The 16,953-nt window shown below is 27.7% G+C and carries 14 protein-coding genes and 3 tRNA genes; 7 read left to right on the top strand and 10 right to left on the bottom strand.

All coding sequences use genetic code 11. The features are described 5' to 3' along the window. Positions 1–45: 45 nt before the first annotated feature. From NON08_RS11415 to NON08_RS11395, 5 genes are all read right to left on the bottom strand, one after another. Positions 46–121: transfer RNA gene (locus NON08_RS11415), tRNA-Thr, on the bottom strand. A gap of 13 nt (positions 122–134) precedes the next feature. Continuing rightward, a tRNA-Arg gene (locus tag NON08_RS11410) sits at positions 135–211 on the bottom strand. Between the two features lie 14 nt (positions 212–225). Then, positions 226–301 (bottom strand) — tRNA-Gly (locus tag NON08_RS11405). Between the two features lie 81 nt (positions 302–382). Then, positions 383–1,987, bottom strand: coding sequence for an ABC-F family ATP-binding cassette domain-containing protein (locus NON08_RS11400; protein ID WP_256691708.1), 1,605 nt, complete (start codon positions 1,985–1,987; stop codon positions 383–385). Between the two features lie 118 nt (positions 1,988–2,105). After that, positions 2,106–5,057 (bottom strand): glycoside hydrolase family 2 TIM barrel-domain containing protein, encoded by a 2,952-nt coding sequence (locus tag NON08_RS11395; protein ID WP_256691707.1) that lies wholly within the window; start codon positions 5,055–5,057, stop codon positions 2,106–2,108. 188 nt (positions 5,058–5,245) lie between these two features. Here NON08_RS11395 and NON08_RS11390 point away from each other — a divergent pair, with 188 nt between their 5' ends. The 7 genes from NON08_RS11390 to NON08_RS11360 all read left to right on the top strand — a co-directional run bounded on the left by NON08_RS11390 (position 5,246) and on the right by NON08_RS11360 (position 11,783). Continuing rightward, entirely contained in the window at positions 5,246–5,911 is a 666-nt protein-coding gene (locus tag NON08_RS11390; RefSeq protein WP_256691705.1) for a M48 family metallopeptidase, read from the top strand. Next, complete coding sequence (locus tag NON08_RS11385; RefSeq protein ID WP_256691704.1) at positions 5,908–6,507, top strand: ECF-type riboflavin transporter substrate-binding protein; 600 nt, start codon at positions 5,908–5,910, stop codon at positions 6,505–6,507. Before NON08_RS11390 ends, NON08_RS11385 begins: the two co-directional genes overlap by 4 nt. Positions 6,508–6,522: 15 nt before the next feature. Beyond that, entirely contained in the window at positions 6,523–8,211 is a 1,689-nt protein-coding gene (locus NON08_RS11380; RefSeq protein ID WP_256691703.1) for an ABC transporter ATP-binding protein, read from the top strand. Beyond that, the gene (locus tag NON08_RS11375; RefSeq protein WP_256691701.1) at positions 8,211–9,041 is read left to right on the top strand and encodes an energy-coupling factor transporter transmembrane component T family protein; all 831 of its coding nucleotides are present in this window, start codon (positions 8,211–8,213) and stop codon (positions 9,039–9,041) included. The genes NON08_RS11380 and NON08_RS11375 overlap by 1 nt, the downstream gene beginning before the upstream one ends. 102 nt (positions 9,042–9,143) lie before the next feature. Continuing rightward, the gene (locus NON08_RS11370) at positions 9,144–10,085 is read left to right on the top strand and encodes a hypothetical protein (RefSeq protein WP_256691700.1); all 942 of its coding nucleotides are present in this window, start codon (positions 9,144–9,146) and stop codon (positions 10,083–10,085) included. 82 nt (positions 10,086–10,167) lie between these two features. Beyond that, positions 10,168–10,767 carry a hypothetical protein gene (locus NON08_RS11365; RefSeq protein ID WP_256691698.1) on the top strand — a complete coding sequence of 200 codons (600 nt, stop codon included), beginning with the start codon at positions 10,168–10,170 and terminating at the stop codon, positions 10,765–10,767. Further along, positions 10,764–11,783 carry an EpsG family protein gene (locus NON08_RS11360; RefSeq protein ID WP_256691697.1) on the top strand — a complete coding sequence of 340 codons (1,020 nt, stop codon included), beginning with the start codon at positions 10,764–10,766 and terminating at the stop codon, positions 11,781–11,783. Before NON08_RS11365 ends, NON08_RS11360 begins: the two co-directional genes overlap by 4 nt. Before the next feature lie 24 nt (positions 11,784–11,807). Here NON08_RS11360 and NON08_RS11355 read toward each other — a convergent pair whose 3' ends face one another. The 5 genes from NON08_RS11355 to NON08_RS11335 all read right to left on the bottom strand — a co-directional run bounded on the left by NON08_RS11355 (position 11,808) and on the right by NON08_RS11335 (position 16,878). Continuing rightward, positions 11,808–13,124 (bottom strand): sensor histidine kinase, encoded by a 1,317-nt coding sequence (locus tag NON08_RS11355; protein ID WP_256691696.1) that lies wholly within the window; start codon positions 13,122–13,124, stop codon positions 11,808–11,810. Beyond that, positions 13,111–13,767 carry a response regulator transcription factor gene (locus tag NON08_RS11350; protein WP_256691695.1) on the bottom strand — a complete coding sequence of 219 codons (657 nt, stop codon included), beginning with the start codon at positions 13,765–13,767 and terminating at the stop codon, positions 13,111–13,113. Before NON08_RS11350 ends, NON08_RS11355 begins: the two co-directional genes overlap by 14 nt. Before the next feature lie 55 nt (positions 13,768–13,822). Continuing rightward, positions 13,823–15,007, bottom strand: coding sequence for a hypothetical protein (locus tag NON08_RS11345; protein ID WP_256691693.1), 1,185 nt, complete (start codon positions 15,005–15,007; stop codon positions 13,823–13,825). Positions 15,008–15,075: 68 nt separating this feature from the next. Then, positions 15,076–15,381, bottom strand: coding sequence for an FMN-binding protein (locus NON08_RS11340; RefSeq protein WP_256691692.1), 306 nt, complete (start codon positions 15,379–15,381; stop codon positions 15,076–15,078). Positions 15,382–15,504: 123 nt separating this feature from the next. After that, positions 15,505–16,878 carry an alanine/glycine:cation symporter family protein gene (locus NON08_RS11335; RefSeq protein WP_256691691.1) on the bottom strand — a complete coding sequence of 458 codons (1,374 nt, stop codon included), beginning with the start codon at positions 16,876–16,878 and terminating at the stop codon, positions 15,505–15,507. Between the last annotated feature and the right edge of the window lie 75 nt (positions 16,879–16,953).

Raw genomic sequence — 16,953 nt, 5'->3', positions numbered from 1 at the left:
ATAATTATGTATAAAAAAAAGCACTATAAGTGCTTTAAAATCTAATGGTGCCGCTTATCGGAGTCGAACCAATCACCTACTGATTACAAGTCAGTTGCTCTACCAGATGAGCTAAAGCGGCATAAATAAAAAAATGGCGTGTCTGAAGAGATTCGAACTCCTGACCCACGCCTTAGAAGGGCGTTGCTCTATCCAGCTGAGCTACAGACACATTTAATATTAAATTGGAGCGGGAGACGAGGGTCGAACTCGCGACATTCAGCTTGGAAGGCTGACGCTCTACCAACTGAGCTACTCCCGCTAACGTCTTGAAGGAATCCCTCAAGACATAAAAATTGTATCATAATATTTATTTTTTGTCAATAAACTTTTTTATTTTCCATTAATTTTTTATTCTAAATCTATTATCACGAATATCGTAAGTTACAAATCCTATTCTTCTCATTAAAACTTTATCGTGACTCACTAATATAACTGCTCCTGGATAATCTAATAACATATTAGCTATTGCTGTTCTAGAGTAATCGTCCATGTAAGTTGATGGCTCGTCTATTATTAATAAATCCGTTTCCATTAAAGTATTTGTAAATATTTCTAATCTTTTTTTCTCTCCACCTGATAACATAAATATTCTTTTATCTCTAAATTCTAGCTCATTATTATAAAGATTATCAATAGCAGCTTCTATAAACTCTTCTGAAAGACCTGTTTTATCTTTTAAATAATCTTTTATATACATATTTTCATTTTCAAAAACTGTATCTTGCTCTATAAATGCTATTGTTGCTTTCTCATTTATAAAAACTTCCCCTGAAGTTGGCTTATCTAATCCAGCTATTATTTTTAATAATGTTGATTTTCCAGATCCATTCTCTCCAACAATACAAATTTTCGTATCTCTATCTACTACTAAGTTTGCATCTTTATATAGCATCTTATCAGGATACTCTTTCATTACATCTTTTAAAACAACAATTGGCCCTTCAAACTCTTTTTTTCCAGTTATCATTACATCCTCTGGTGCATCAATATAACTATACTTGTATTCAGGCGAGAACTTAATTCTCTCTCTTTGTAATCTCTCTAACTCTTTTCTCATTCTTCTTAAAATTACAGCATGAGCATGTTTATTATTACATCTTTCTAATAATTTTAGTTTTCTTTCGATAGCTTCTTGAGTTTCTTCTATTGTTTCTTCAGTTTCTCTATTTTTCTTTTTATCCTCTGCTATTCTAACTTTTTTCTCTTTTAAATAAGCTGGATAATCACAATCATAAACTCCAACTTTATTATTATCTATATCAAAGATTTTTGTCGCAAAAGTTCTTATAAAATCTATATTATGTGATATTACTAAAAAAGCTTTTGGACTATCATTAATATAATTTGTTAACCAAGCTGTCTTTTTTTTGTCAAAGAATGAAAGTGGCTCATCTAAAATTATTAAATCTGAATTACTAAATAAAGTTATAGCTAATCTTATATACTGTCTTTCTCCTCCGCTTAACTCTCTAAACTTTTTATCTAATTTATCATTTAGTTCAAAAGTATCTATAAATTCAGATTGAACATGAATGTATGAATACCCTCCTAAACTTTCAAACTCGTCAGATAATTTTGAATATTTTTCCATTATTTTCTCATCGTTATCCATATCACCTGTAAATTCTGCTGAAACTGCATCTAACTCTGCTTGAACAGCCATTACTTTTTCAAAAGGTGAATTTAACAAATCTTGAACTTTACTATCTAAATCAACTCTTCCAAATTGATCAAAACAAGAAATTATAGCTTCTTCCTCTCTAATTACAGTTCCTCTATCAGGACTTTCTGCTCCAGATAAAAGTTTAATTAAAGTAGATTTTCCCGTCCCATTGTTCCCAACAAGAGCTATTTTATCTCCAGAATTTACTTCTAAATCAACATGTTTATATAAATTTTGTGAAAAAAATGATTTTGATACATTTTTAAACTCTACTATAGTCATTTTACTCTCCTATTCTCTATTAAATTTAACGTATTATTATACCATGCTTTATACTTTTTAGCAATATGACCTTTAAGAAATGGGAAAAGCTAGAAGAGCTTCTCTTCTAGCTTTAACTTTAAATATTCGATTCTATTGTATAGCTAAACAAATACTTTTTATCACTTGGAATTAAGTACTCATCATGTGTTGGAGCTCCCCATGAATCATCTCCTCCAACTCCCATCTGTATTTTATTTATATTTAAAGCTGTACAATGTGATTTAGGAAGTTCGTAGTGATGGTATGCACTTTCTATTTCATTAACTGTATAAGGTAATACACTAAATTCAAATGTCTCCTCACTTGAAATCTTTATTCCTATTCCCATCTTATTTTTTATTTCTGCCCATCTAGTTCCTATTCTATTTCCACACTCTTGTGGAATAACATATTCGCTCATATTTTTATTTACATCTGTTTCAAAAATGCCAAGCTTAGCTCCATGAATTCTATCTATATAATTTTCTTCTGGTCCCATACCATACCACTTTACTTCACTAAACTCTTTTGGAACTTTATAGCTCATTCCAAATAATGGTATCTCTGGTAAGCCCTTTACTCCATTATATTCCATACTTATTTTTAATTTTCCATCAACAAATCCTTCATATATAATCTCACATATTGAAATAGGATTTGTAGGCAATTCATACTTAGCTCTTATTTCTACAGAGTTTTCTCTTTCTAAAGCTACTACATCAACCATCTTAGCATACATTGATGCAAGTTTCCATTGAGCATATCTAAATGGCATCCTATTTCCTCTGTCATTATCTGTTGAGGCTCTCCAGAAGTTTGGCATTACAACACCATCTACAAACTCCTTTCCACCAAATTTTAATGAAATTAGTCCTCCATAAGCTTTTGAAAATATTAATTCCATTTTTTTAGTTTTTATTCCTAAATTAAATCCACCGTTTATAAAAGTTGGTTTTCCTTCTAATTTTTCTTTTACTTTTTTTTCAATTTTATATATTTTTTGTCCAAAACAAATTTCATGTCCTTTTAAAGCATAAAATCTATCTTCTTTTAAATTTAAAGACACCTCTATTGTATATTCTCCATGCTCTTTTACTTTAGGAAGATTTAATTTAAATGATTTTTCAGACAATGGTTTTACATTACATTCTAAACTCTCTTCATATATTTTAATTCCATTTTTAAATAATTTTATTTTCGTATCATACTCTGAACAATTTGTGAATAAACTTTCATTTATTATAGTAAAAGATTTTTCCTCTACACTTATTTTATAATCTGAAAATAGTTGTTTAATTTCTTGAACTTTAGGCGATGGTTTTCTATCTCCGTAAACAATTCCATTTACACAAAAATTATAATCTGTAGGTCTATCTCCAAAATCTCCTCCAAATGCTAAATACTCTTTACCAAATGGATCCTTTTTCATTAGGGACTGATCTATATAATCCCAAATAAATCCTCCTTGATACATTGGATATTTTCTTTCTAATTCTGTATATTTATGAAGACCACCATTTGAATTTCCCATTGCATGTGAATATTCACATAATATAAATGGTTTTTCAGGCGTTTCTTGTAAATATTTTTCTATTTCATGAACTTTTGCGTACATTCTACTTTCCATATCTGAAGTTTTATCATATCTTCTATCCCAAAAAACTCCCTCATAATGAATTATTCTTGTATCATCTAAACTTCTTAAAAATTCAGACATTTTGAATAAATTTTCTCCCCCAAAAGATTCATTTCCACAAGACCAAATTATTATAGATGGATGATTTTTATCTCTTTCAAACATAGATTTAGCTCTATCTATAATATTTTCTAACCATTCTGGATTATTATTTGGAATCACTTTATCTGTACATGGTTGTCCTAAAATTTGCCAAGTACCATGAGTTTCTAAATTCACTTCATCAATTACATATAATCCATGCTCATCACAAAGTTCATACCATCTAGTCTGGTTAGGATAATGAGATGTTCTAACTGCATTAAAATTATTAGCTTTTAAAAATTTAATATCCCAAATCATATCTTCTTCTGTTACTGCTCTACCTCTATAACAGTTAAATTCATGTCTATTAACCCCTTTGAATACAATACGTTCTCCATTTATTTTCATTATTTTATCTGAGATTTCAAATTTTCTAAATCCAAACTTTTGAATACACTCTTCTATTATTTCTCCACTTTTACTATCTTTAACTATAACTTTTACAGAATAAAGATTTGGTTTTTCTGCACTCCATAATTTGGGATGTTCAATTTTTTTTGATAACTCTATCTTTAGATTTCCATCTATTTTTACATTTTTTTCTTCTACACTTAAAACACTATTTTCTTTATCAAAAAGTTCCATCTGGATATCAATTATTTTCTCTTTACAACTTTGAATTTTTAACGTATTTTTCAGTATAGCTCTCTTAAAGTTATTTGTTAAATCAGAGGTTATAAACATATCTTTTATATGAACCTCTGGAATTGAATAGATATAAACATCTCTAAAAATTCCTGATAATCTCCAAAAGTCTTGATCTTCTAACCAGCTTCCGCTACACCATTTATAAACTTTTGCAGTTAATTCGTTATACCCATCTTTTAAATACTTTGTTAATTCAAATTCACTTGGTGTGAAACTATCTTCACTATAACCTACAAATTCTCCATTGCAATATAACTCTAAAGATGATTCAACGCCTTGAAAAGATATAAACACTGGTTTATCTTTCCAGTCTTTTGGAACATTAAACTCTTTTTTATATATTCCAAAAGGATTAAACTCCTCTGGTACTTTTCCAGGATCTAAATTTTCTTTCCCGTCCCATGGGTACATTGTATTAACATATTGTGGATCTCCATATCCTTGTAATTCCATATGTCCTGGTACCTCTATTTTGCTCCAATTAGGTGAACCACAATAAGAAAAATCCCAAACCCCATTTAAAGATTTTTTCCATTCTATATTTAAACTTGTATATTTATGATCTGAGTGTGCACTTAATCTATTGATTTTAAAAACTCTTGGATTATGTAAATTTTCCATAAACCCCTCCCACATATTTAAATTAAATTACTAATATATAATCACAATTTAAACAATATATCAATTAGTAGGAGTAACTTCTACAAAACTTTATTAACTTATTAAATAAAGTTTTTATTTAATTTTTATTTGGTAGGCTAAAGTATTATGATAAAATATATCTACGTTTAAAATATAAGGGTGAATATATGAAATATAATGTTATAGTTACTAAAAAAAATATAAAAAATATTATTCTTAAAGTTAAATCTGATGGAACAGTTACTCTTTCAGCTCCCAAAAGAACACCTAATATTTTTATAGAATCCTTTTTAAAATCTAAAGAACAATGGATTTTAAAAAATCTTGAAAAAATTAAAAAAAATTCTACTAAAGCAGTTGACAAATCATATAAAAATGGAGACAATATAGAGTATCTTGGTAATATTTATATTTTAGAAATTTTAAATAATTCGAAAAATTTTATAAAAATTGAAGATAATCGATTTAAAGTGTTTTGTAATAAAGAAATTAATAAAAAGAACATAGAAACTATTATCTATAATTGGTACAAAAAAGAAGCTATTAGAATTTTTAAAATATCCTTAGATAAATATAGTAATCTTATTGGAGAAAAATATATAGATTTTAAAATTCGAAAAATGAAGCGACGTTGGGGATCATGCAGGTATCTTTCAAAATTAATTACATTAAATGTTGAACTTATAAAAAAACCTATAGAATGTATTGATTATGTAGCATTGCATGAAATATCTCATCTGAAACTTCCTCATCATAAAAAAGAATTTTGGGATTTTATATCAATTTACATGCCTGATTGGAAAATTAGAAAAGAAAGGTTGGATAAAATATGAATAAAAAGTATATCGGCGAAGATGGTTTTACATATTATGTAAAAAAAATAGAGTTATTTTCTACTAAAAGTGTAGTGGCTATAGGTATTGGAGCTGCCCTTTATAGTGTTCTATCTGGAGTTGCTATTCCTGTAGGACCTAATACATCATTTAGAATTGCTGTTGCACTTCTTACTATCTTTGGAGCCATTTTTGGCCCTTTAGTTGGTTTCTTTGTAGGATTTGTGGGACATGCCTTAAATGATATGATTATGTGGGGAAGTGTTTGGTTTAGTTGGGTATTTTTATCTGCTGTTATTGGACTTTTTGGAGGTTTAATAACTTTAGATAAAAGTTTCTCTTTAGAAACTGGTCATGTAACTAAAATGCATATATTTAAAATGTATATTTATGCTATTTTAGGAATGATCTTTGCAGGATTAGCAGCTTATGTTGGAGATGTTTATTTTTATGGTGAACCAGCTCAAAAAGTTTGGATTCAAATAGCTTTAGCGACTCTTACAAATTTTGTGGTTACTGCAACTTTAGGAATTCCTATCATTCTTGGAATTGCTGCTAGAAAAAGAAAATATTCAAATTTAAAAATAGATGATTAATTAAAGGAGTCGCAGATGAATAATGTAGTAGAATTTAAAGATTTTACTTTTAAATATATAAATCAATTAGAACCCACTTTAAAAAATATTAACTTAGTTATAAAAAAAGGTGAAAAAGTTTTAATTGCAGGTCCTAGTGGTAGCGGAAAATCTACATTAGGTAGCTGTTTAAATGGGATAGTTCCCTTCTCTAAAGAGGGTGGATTTAAAGGCTCTCTAACGGTCAAAGAAATAGAGCCTTATGAGAGTAGCATTTTTGAAATTAGCAATCTTGTAGGAACAGTTTTACAAGATCAAGATGGTCAATTTATTGGTCTTAGTGTAGGAGAAGATGTATCTTTTATTGATGAAAATAATCTTGTTCCTCAAAAAGAAATGATAGAAAATACTAAAAAAGCTTTAATAAATGTTGGAATGGAGAATTTTATTAATCATAGTCCTCAAGAACTTTCTGGTGGACAGAAACAATCTGTATCTTTAGCTGGTATAATGAGAAGTTCTGCAGATATTTTACTTTTTGATGAACCTCTAGCTAATTTAGACCCCTATAGCGGAAAGCATGCTATGAAACTGATTTGTGATATTCAAAAGAAAACAGGAAAGACAATTATAGTTATTGAGCACAGAATTGAAGATGTTTTAGAACAAGATTTTGACAGAGTCATTATTTTAAACAAAGGTGAAGTTGTTGCAAACGGAACTCCAGAAGATTTATTTAGAAAAGATCTATTTAGAAAATATGGTTTGAGAGAGCCTCTTTATATTGAAGCATTAAAATATTCAGGAGTTAATTTAAAAAAAGACGCTATATATCCAATAACTCAAATTGGAACTTCTGACAACATATCTAAAGTTAAAATATGGTGTGATTCAATAGAACTTAAAGAAAGTTTTTTTAAAGATAAAATTTTAGAAATTCAAAATCTTTCTTTTTCGTACAATGAGGATAAATCTATTTTAAAAGATGTTAATTTTTCAGTTAATCGTGGAGAGATTTTAGCTCTTTTAGGAAACAATGGTGCAGGAAAATCAACTTTATGTAAAGTTATTACAGGAATTGAAAAGGAATCTTCTGGAGATATAATTTTTCTTGGAAAAAGTATTAAAAAAGAAAGTATTAAAAAAAGAGGAGAAAAAATTGGATTTGTTATGCAAAATCCAAATCATATGATAACTCAAGAAACTCTTTTAGAGGAAGTTCAATTTGGATTAAAAATAAGAGGAGTTAAAGACTTTACCACAAAAGCCGAGAAAGCTTTAGAAGTTTGTGGACTGCACGAGTTTAGACATTGGCCAGTTACTTCTCTAAGTTACGGACAAAAAAAGAGACTTACAATAGCGGCAATTTTAGCTTTAGAACCTGAAATTTTAATCTTAGATGAACCTACAGCTGGCCAAGACTATAAAAGATATAAAGAGTTTATGAGCTTTATTAAAACTATTGCTGATAATGGTGTAGGAATAATTTTAATAACTCATGATATGCATCTTGCTCTTGAGTATGCAAATAGAGCAGTAGTTCTTTGTAATGGAAATATAATTGCAAATAATTCTCCCTCTATTATTTTAGGAGAAAAAGAGCTAATGGAAAAATCTAATTTAAAAGAAACTTCTCTTTCTCAAATGGCTGAAATTATGGGATTAGATCCTGAAACTCTTATGAACTCTTTTATTAATTTTGAAAATCAAGGAGGAGTGAGATAATGTCAAGAGCTGGTACTTTATATATTGATAAAAACTCTCCAATACATAGAATCGATGGAAGTGTAAAATTTTTACTTCTTCTTATTTGGACTGCATCTGTATTTTTATTTAATGACTTTAGAGTATTTTTAACATTTTTTATTGTAGGAATGAGCTTATTATATATTGCAAAAATACCATTTAAATCAATTAAACCTTTATTTATATTTATTGTTATGTTTACTATTATGAACTCTATATTTTTAATAGTTATTACTCCTGAATATGGTTCTACTTTAACTGGAACTACTACTCCAATATTAACAATAAAAGGGATTACACTTTCTGCTGAAACTGTTTGGTTTGCAATAACTTTATCTATGAAATATCTTGCTGTTTTCCCTATAATGATGTTATTTATATTTACAACTCATCCTAGTAAATTTGCAAGTAGTTTAAATAAGATTGGTGTATCCTATAAAGTAGCTTATGCAATTAATATAGCACTTAGATATATTCCAGATGTAAGAGATGAATTTAAAAATATTATGCATGCTCAAGAAGCAAGAGGTGTAGCATTTAGAAAAGAAGATGCAAATATTATAACAAGATTAAAAAATTATAATACTATTTTATTTCCATTAGTTCTTTCATCTTTAAATAGGGTAGAAGTCGTTTCTAATGCTATGGATTTAAGAGGTTTTGGTCATAATAGCAAAAGAACTTGGTATAGTTCTCAAAAGTATACTTCTATTGATTTTATTACACTATTATTAATGAGTATAATGCTAATCATTTCAATCTATCTAAAATTATATGTACTTAAGGGATTCTGGTATCCATTTAACTAATTAGAGGCTTTTATAAAGCCTCTTTTATTTTGACATAAAGTTGACATATTTTCAAAAAAAAGGTATAATTGTGACATAAAGTTGACATAATGGAGGGGTTTTATGAATAATAAATTTATATCTTTTTTTGCACTTTCATCTTTTTTAGGAGTTAATACGTCTGTTTTAGCTTTTAGTTTAGATAAAGTAGGTGGAGATATTGAGGTTGGGTTTAAAGTTAAAGATTACGAAGAAGCAGGAGCTTCTAGAAACTTTAGAGAAGGAAATGTTAGTTTAACTTTAAAACCTAATAAAGATAAAGGGCTTGCTTTTAAATTTGGTTTTGCTGATAGAGTTTTCAATGAAAGTAAAACTTCAAAAAAGAAAGAAGAAACTAGAGAAATGTCAGAGTTCTATATTGAAAATATGTACCTTTGGGGAAAACTTATGTTTAGACCTGAAATTGGTTTAAAGTATACTGATTTCCATAATGACGATATGAACTTAGACTCTGCAAAAGAATATAGATTCTATCCTAAATTTACTTATACACTTAATAAAAATTGGAGTTTATATTCTAGAGGATTTGTAGCGTATACTGAATTAAAGGATTCTTATATTTCAAAAAATTGGGCAACGGGAAATATTAAATCTGGATCTAGATATGGTTATAAGCATAGATTAGAAGGGGGAACTAGATACACTTTCAATAGAAGACATGCTTTATCAGTTGCTCTATCTGACGACACAAGTGGAGTTAATAAATTTGACTATGATGTTGATAACACTCAATTAAGATTTAGATATCACTACTCACCAACTAGAAACCTAAAACTTGTACCTTTCTTCTTCTGGGGAATCGATGGTGAAAGAGTTGCTACAAATGGTACAAAAAAAGAGGTTAAAAGAGATATGTTAGGAGTTAATACTCACTACAAAATTACCAAAAATATCGAGCTTATAGCTAAGGTTAACTACGAATGGAGAGATGATAATACAAATAAAGGTGGAGATGGAAACAAAGACCACTGGTTCTATTCTGGTGCAATTAAATACTCATTCTAATTTTAAAACCTCTTTAATAAAGAGGTTTTTTTGTTTTTTTCAGTATTATATTTAAAGAGAAAAGAATATACTGGAGGTTAAAATGTCTAAAGATTTTTTCAAAATTATTAAAATACATAAATATCTATTTCTTTCTATTTTTAGTATTGGATTAATACTTACTTTTTATTTTTATATAACTACTCCTGTATTGTACTCATCTAAAGGCTTATTTCGTTATATTGAACCAGAAGGAACTTTGAAAACCACAAAAATAGATATCAATGGAATTGTAACATATGAAAGTTTTACTCCTGGAGATGGTGGACTCTATATTCCAAGTCTTATAAAGAGTGATAGTCTAAAGATATCTTTTAATAGTGGAAATGGCATATATACTCTTATTAGTCAATCTGTCAATCCTAATATACCAATCGATGAGGTTAATAATTTTTTAAGTCATATTATCACCACAAATCTCGAGTTTTTAAAAGAAAAATTATTGTATGCTAGTTCCTTAGATGAGGAGAATAAATATAAGTTTTTATTGGAAAATCCTGCAAAATCATTTCCTTTAATTATTAAAGCTAACTCAATAGAAATTGTTGATAAAAGATACCTTATTATATTTTTTGGTTTTATTTTTTCACTCTTTATTTCTTTAACTAGTGTTATTATTAAAGAAAGAGTTGATGAGCTATGATTTTTGTTCTTGGAATATTTGGAATATTTCTTTTTTATACAATATTTTTTACAGAGGATCCCTATGAAAAATTTTTACTTTTATTGCCAGTATTTATCCTATCTATTTATAGTGGAACTAGAGTTAATGTAGGTGGTTATGATTATCATGTTTATAAATATTTTTATGAACTCCCGTTTTTTCAAAATCCCTATGGTTACGAAATTTTTTTTGTTTTATTTAGAGATTTTTTTAAGTTTATTGGTTTAAATTACAATTTTTTTCTTCTTTTTTTAAGTTTTTTATTTAATTTTATTATCTATAAACTATTTGTATATTACAGTAACTATCCTACATTTTCTTTTTTAATATATTTAGCAACTTTTTATTATTGGCATAACTTTACTATTATTCGAAATTTTATCGCTATATTAATTTTTTGGATAAGCTTAAAATATATTATTGAAAGAAAATTTATTCCATATATATTGTTAATCACATTAGCATGCTTTTTTCATAAAACAGCAATAATTTTATATCCTTTTTATTTTTTATTAAACTATCGCTTTACAAAAAAATCTTTAAGTTTATTATTTATGTTATCACTTATTATTAACCCTCTTTCTTTCATTATTTTTAAACTCAATATATCATTTTTAGGTCTAAGTGAACGTTTAAATCGATATAGTCATATAATTGAACATGGAAATTTTTATGAATTTTTAGAACTACTTATTTTTGTTATAGTTATGTTAATTTTTGTAAAAAATAATACTTCTAAAGAAAATATTATTATAAATCTTAATATATTTGCTCTTTTTATTTTCATTGCATTTTATAGATTTGCTATTATTTTAAGATTTTTAGACTTCTTTAGATTAGGTATTTTCATTGGAATTCCACTATTGCTTTCAAGAATAAAAAATAAATATTTAAAGTATCTAATATTTATTTTTTTATGTGCGTATTTTACTTTTAAATACTATGATACTGTAACTGCTTATGCAATTTACAATTATAAAACTTGGTTAATTTAAAAAACTCGGAAAACTTCCGAGTTTTTATTTTAAATATATGATAAATTTAAACTTTTCATCTTCAATAGAAACCTGATATTTAATATCTAGTAATAAAAATATTTTTTTTACCAATGTTAATCCTAGTCCGTTCCCCTCTATACGAGAATAATTCTCTCCTCTATTAAAAGGAATAAATATCTTTTCTAAATCAATAATTCTATTATCTGATATCTTATTTTCTATTTTCAAAATACCATTTTTTAGCTGTATATTTACTTCATTATTTTCTTCACAATACTTTAAACTATTTTGTATTATATTTTCTAAGGCAATTTGAAAAAATTCCTTATCTATATATATAGTTGTATTTTCTATCTCTGAACTTACTGTTAAATTTTTAGAGAGCTCTAGGTAATCATATCGTTCTATTATTTTATAAATCAAATCTTTCAAATTTATTTTTTCTTTTTTTAAACTTTTTAAAACATCTAGTTTCGATAAAATTAACAATTTTGAAATTAATTCTTTTGTATAATAGCTTTCTCTCAATATAGTTTTATACATATCTAAAGTTTTTGAGTCTGTATCTTGGTTTTTCATTAAGACTTGTACTTTAGATGATATTATTGCAATGGGTGTTTTTAATTCATGAGATGTATTAGAAACAAATGATTCTAAATCATTAATTGCAATTTCTAATTTTTTGCTCATTTTATCTATATTTTTACTCAATAATCCAAGTTCATCCTCTCTATCTATATCAGCATTAGATTTAAAGTTCAATTTTGAAATTTCCTCTGTCTTATTTTGTAATACTTCAATATCTTTCACAAATTTTTTTGAAAATAATTTACCAAAAATCAAACTTATTAAAATTGCTATAAAAGCTCCTATTAAATTAAAATATCCAATCTCCTTTTTGTAATAATTTAAAATAGATAATGATGTTCTTATTGATACCCATCTATTTTCTATTTTTTCATTATATAATAAAATTTTAGCTTCTGTTAGCCTTTGATTTTTTATGAGAAATTTTTTACTTTCTAAGCTTTCAATTAAAAATCCACCGCCACTTCCACCTCTATTATTTATCCATCTTTTTTCTTTTTCATCCATTATTAAAACTGTTATATCTTTTTTTTCTTTTAAATTTTTTATATAACTTTCTAATTCAAAATCTTTTCCTACATTTAAAAGGTATTCAATCTTTTTTGCTATTTTAGGAAACTCTTCTTTCCTTTCTGATATGAAATGTTGTTCTAAAAAAAATATACTAATACTATAACTAATACCCATAGCAATTACTATAATTAATGCTGAGTATATAAAAATTTTTGTTGATAAACTATTTCTCCTCAAAAATATATCCAACTCCTCTAACTGTTCCAATTAGCTCTTCATAACCATCTAGTTTTTTTCTCAGTCTCTTTACTAATGTATCTGAAGCTCTTTCATCAAATTCATTATCGATTCCCCAAATCTCTAACAAAATATTATTTCTACTTAATGGTTTATTTTTATTTTTTATGAAATATTCTAATAAATTCTTCTCTCTCGTTGAAAGATTTACTCTTTCATTATCTATTTTTAATATTTCATCTTTAAAAGAATATTCTAATCCCTTGTAAAAATATTCTGTTTGAAGGTTTAATTTTAAATATTTTTTTATTTTAGTTGAAAGTACATTCATACTAAAAGGTTTTATTATATAGTCATCTGCACCAATTTCTAGTCCATGTATCTCATCTAATTCTGAATCTCTTGCTGTCATCATAATTATCGGGATTTCAGATTTTTTTCTAATATATTCGCAGATTTCCCAACCATTTTTTAATGGTAAATTTACATCTAACAATACTAAATCTGGCTTAAAACTTTCAAAATATTCTATTCCATTTTTACCATCTAAAGCAATTTTTATCTCTATCCCCAGATTAAAAAAATGACTCTCCAAAGAGAGAGCCAATTCTTTTTCGTCTTCAATAATTAATAACCTTTTCATAAATTAACACCTCTTGTATTTTATTAAGGTTATTATATCAAATATTTATCTATTTTTAAAAATACTTTTTAAATCCTAATCTTATTATTACAGATTCTTCCACAGATCTTTTTATACTTTTTGATCCTCCACCTGTTCCACTTCCCGGTCCTGTTCCTGAGCCTGATCCATTTCCACTACCAGAACCACCAGAGCCTGATCCATTAGAATTTCCTCCTCCAGTTCCTGGTTTTCCTCCTGATTTACTGTTAACATTTCCTCCTGATGATTGTCCATCATTTGAAACATTTTTGTATTGAGCTAAATATACCACATCTGCTGTTATAGAAAAGTCGTGTGTTGGATTCCATATGGCTCTTGTTCCAACCATTGCTCCTAATTCATTATGAAAAGTTGTTTTATTTCTATTTCCTCCTGTTTCAACTTCAGGATTTAAAAATCCCCAAATATAAGGTCTTACTTGTAAAGTATTTGTTGCATATAGATTATGATCAACTTTCGCTAAGTATGACCATCTAATATTCTCACCAGCATATTCATCTTTAGATTTATTTACAACACCCAGTGATAATTTTGTTTTATTTATTCTATAACTCAAACCTGTTTCTATTTTATTTACATAATCTTCATTTTGAAAAGGTAGATTAAATTCTTTAGTTATTTGATCTCTTTCATCTCCTTTAACTTTTGCATAACCAACAGCTCCTTTTAAATACCATCCAAATTTATCTGTAAAGTCATATGTTGCTTTTGGAATAAATCTAAGGGCTGTGGAATGTTGAACTTTTGTGTGCTTCAGTTCATCCTGTCTTACTCCAAATTTATAGTTTATGAAAAACTTTCCATTTCTATAAACAGATCCTCCATAAAGCTCTACCATTGTTTTATCATATCTTTTTTCTGAGCTACTGTACTCGTGTCTATATGATGTTTTTCCATCTATATAAAAATTTGAATTTTCAAATGGAAAAAACTCAAATCCTAAATATGGTTCTACTCTATTTTTCTCATCTACTGATCTTTCAAAAATCATTGTATCCATTCCTATTTCTACAAATCCTGTTGATCCACTATTTTTTAATCTCTCTTCTTCATGAAAGCTATATGTATCAACTCCTACTAAATTTTCTTTAGAAGAATCTACTCTATTTTTTTTACTGTTTCTTCCCATTCCATCTTGTGAAAAACTTAAAACTGATAATGCTATTAAACCTAGTGCTACTAATGTGTTTCTTTTCATTTTCTCTCCCCTGAATTTTTTATAAAAAAAAGCTGAGATTTTAATCTCAGCTTGTGTTAATTAATCAATTACTTTCCTGTTGCGTTATTTACTGCTTCTAAGAATCCCTCAGAAGTGTATGTAGCTCCTGCTACTGTATCTACTTGAGATGATTGTGCTTCTATAACCTTCTTTGTTAATTGCTCAATTGCTGGATTTGCAATTCCTGGAGTGTCGCTATTCTCTTTTACTTCAATTGCAACAATTTTGTCTCCGTCCATTGTTACTGCCACTTTTATATCATCTGCATATCCTAATCCAGTTCCTTCTTTTACTTCAGCTCCAAAAGCTACTGCTGATAAAACTACCAACATTGATATTAAAAATTTTTTCATATAATCCACCCTTCTTAATAAATAATCTTATATGAATTATACTGTATACTACTATTTTATGTCAATAAAAAAATACATTTGATACTAATTTTAATCACTTTTTTCTCATTTTTCACTCAATTTTTAAGCTATAATTTTTTTTCCTTCCTCTTCTGGGATTCTATCATATTCTTTCATGGCTGTTCTAGCATATTTTCCTAAGGATAAAAGAGCTATTAAATTTGGTAAAACCATCATTCCATTAAACATATCTGCTAATTCCCATACTAATTCAACCTTCATCATCGATCCTAAAACAATCATAATCATAACTATTGCTCTATATACATTAACTGATTTTTTACTTTTAAATATATATCTTACATTTGCTTCTCCAAAGAAATACCATCCCACAATTGTTGAAAAAGCGAAGAATAATAAACATACTGCAATAAATGTATCTCCAAAAACTCCTAATGTTTCACTAAAAGCTCCTTGAGTTAAAACAATTCCTGCTCCAGATGTTAAAGATACTTTTGATGTTAAAATTACAAGTGCTGTTCCTGTTAAAACTATAAATGTATCTATAAATACTGTTATAACAGCTACAATTCCTTGTTCTCCTGGATGAGGAACTTTAGCTATTGCATGTGCATGTGGTGTTGATCCCATACCTGCTTCATTAGAAAATAATCCTCTTGCCACTCCATATCTAACAGCTTGTTTTACTGTAACTCCCATAGCTCCTCCTAAAGCAGCTTGTGGATTAAATGCCGAGTAGAAAATAGATGTTATTGCTGGAATTACCTCTTGGTAATTTATTGTTATTATTACAATACACGCAACTATATACAGTCCTGCCATAACTGGTACTATTTTTTCAGTTACAGATGCTATTCTTTTTATTCCTCCAAAGAAAACAAATCCTGCTAAAACAGATATTACAATTCCTACAAGTGCTGGCGATACACCAAATGCTTTATTAAATGCTGCAGAGATTGAGTTTGCTTGAACAGCGTTTCCCATAAGCCCTAGAGCTGCTATACATGCAACTGCAAAGAAATATGCTAATCCTTTTGCTATCTTTTTATTTTTAATTGAATTCTCAATATAGTATGCTGGTCCTCCTGTAATCTGACCATCTACTCTTCTTTTAAATACTTGACCTAAAATTGCTTCAACATAAACTGTAGCCATACCGAAAAATGCACTCGCCCACATCCAAAATATTGCACCTGGTCCTCCTGAAGCTATTGCTGTTGCTGCTCCTGCTAAGTTTCCTGTTCCCACTTGAGCTGCTACTGCAGTAGCTAAAGCTTGGAATGAAGACATACCATTTTTATCTGCTGCCTTTCCATTTAAATTTATTGATCCAGTGACATGTTTTATTCCTTCACCAAATTTTCTAATTTGAATAAAGTTTAATTTTAAAGTAAAATATATTCCCGTTCCCATTAATAAAATAATTAAAAAATTTCCCCATAAAAAACTATTAATACTCATTACGAAATCTTGCATTTTAATTTCCTCCTATTTTTTTAAATGCAAAATTGAATAAAAAAAGAAGGTATTTCAAAAAATACCTTCTGGAAT

Source organism: Cetobacterium sp. NK01 (assembly GCF_024506395.1).
Taxonomy (GTDB): Bacteria; Fusobacteriota; Fusobacteriia; order Fusobacteriales; family Fusobacteriaceae; genus Cetobacterium_A; species Cetobacterium_A somerae_A.
Note: the sequence above shows the minus strand (reverse complement) of the source record. Positions and strands in the feature narration are given on the sequence as shown.

Bases quoted from the DNA above. Each gene is read 5' to 3' on its own strand.
- NON08_RS11400 (WP_256691708.1), bottom strand. From the start codon at position 1,987: ATGACTATAGTAGAGTTTAAAAATGTATCAAAATCATTTTTTTCACAA.
- NON08_RS11395 (WP_256691707.1), bottom strand. From the start codon at position 5,057: ATGGAAAATTTACATAATCCAAGAGTTTTTAAAATCAATAGATTAAGT.
- NON08_RS11390 (WP_256691705.1), top strand. From the start codon at position 5,246: ATGAAATATAATGTTATAGTTACTAAAAAAAATATAAAAAATATTATT.
- NON08_RS11385 (WP_256691704.1), top strand. From the start codon at position 5,908: ATGAATAAAAAGTATATCGGCGAAGATGGTTTTACATATTATGTAAAA.
- NON08_RS11380 (WP_256691703.1), top strand. From the start codon at position 6,523: ATGAATAATGTAGTAGAATTTAAAGATTTTACTTTTAAATATATAAAT.
- NON08_RS11375 (WP_256691701.1), top strand. From the start codon at position 8,211: ATGTCAAGAGCTGGTACTTTATATATTGATAAAAACTCTCCAATACAT.
- NON08_RS11370 (WP_256691700.1), top strand. From the start codon at position 9,144: ATGAATAATAAATTTATATCTTTTTTTGCACTTTCATCTTTTTTAGGA.
- NON08_RS11365 (WP_256691698.1), top strand. From the start codon at position 10,168: ATGTCTAAAGATTTTTTCAAAATTATTAAAATACATAAATATCTATTT.
- NON08_RS11360 (WP_256691697.1), top strand. From the start codon at position 10,764: ATGATTTTTGTTCTTGGAATATTTGGAATATTTCTTTTTTATACAATA.
- NON08_RS11350 (WP_256691695.1), bottom strand. From the start codon at position 13,767: ATGAAAAGGTTATTAATTATTGAAGACGAAAAAGAATTGGCTCTCTCT.
- NON08_RS11345 (WP_256691693.1), bottom strand. From the start codon at position 15,007: ATGAAAAGAAACACATTAGTAGCACTAGGTTTAATAGCATTATCAGTT.
- NON08_RS11340 (WP_256691692.1), bottom strand. From the start codon at position 15,381: ATGAAAAAATTTTTAATATCAATGTTGGTAGTTTTATCAGCAGTAGCT.
- NON08_RS11335 (WP_256691691.1), bottom strand. From the start codon at position 16,878: ATGCAAGATTTCGTAATGAGTATTAATAGTTTTTTATGGGGAAATTTT.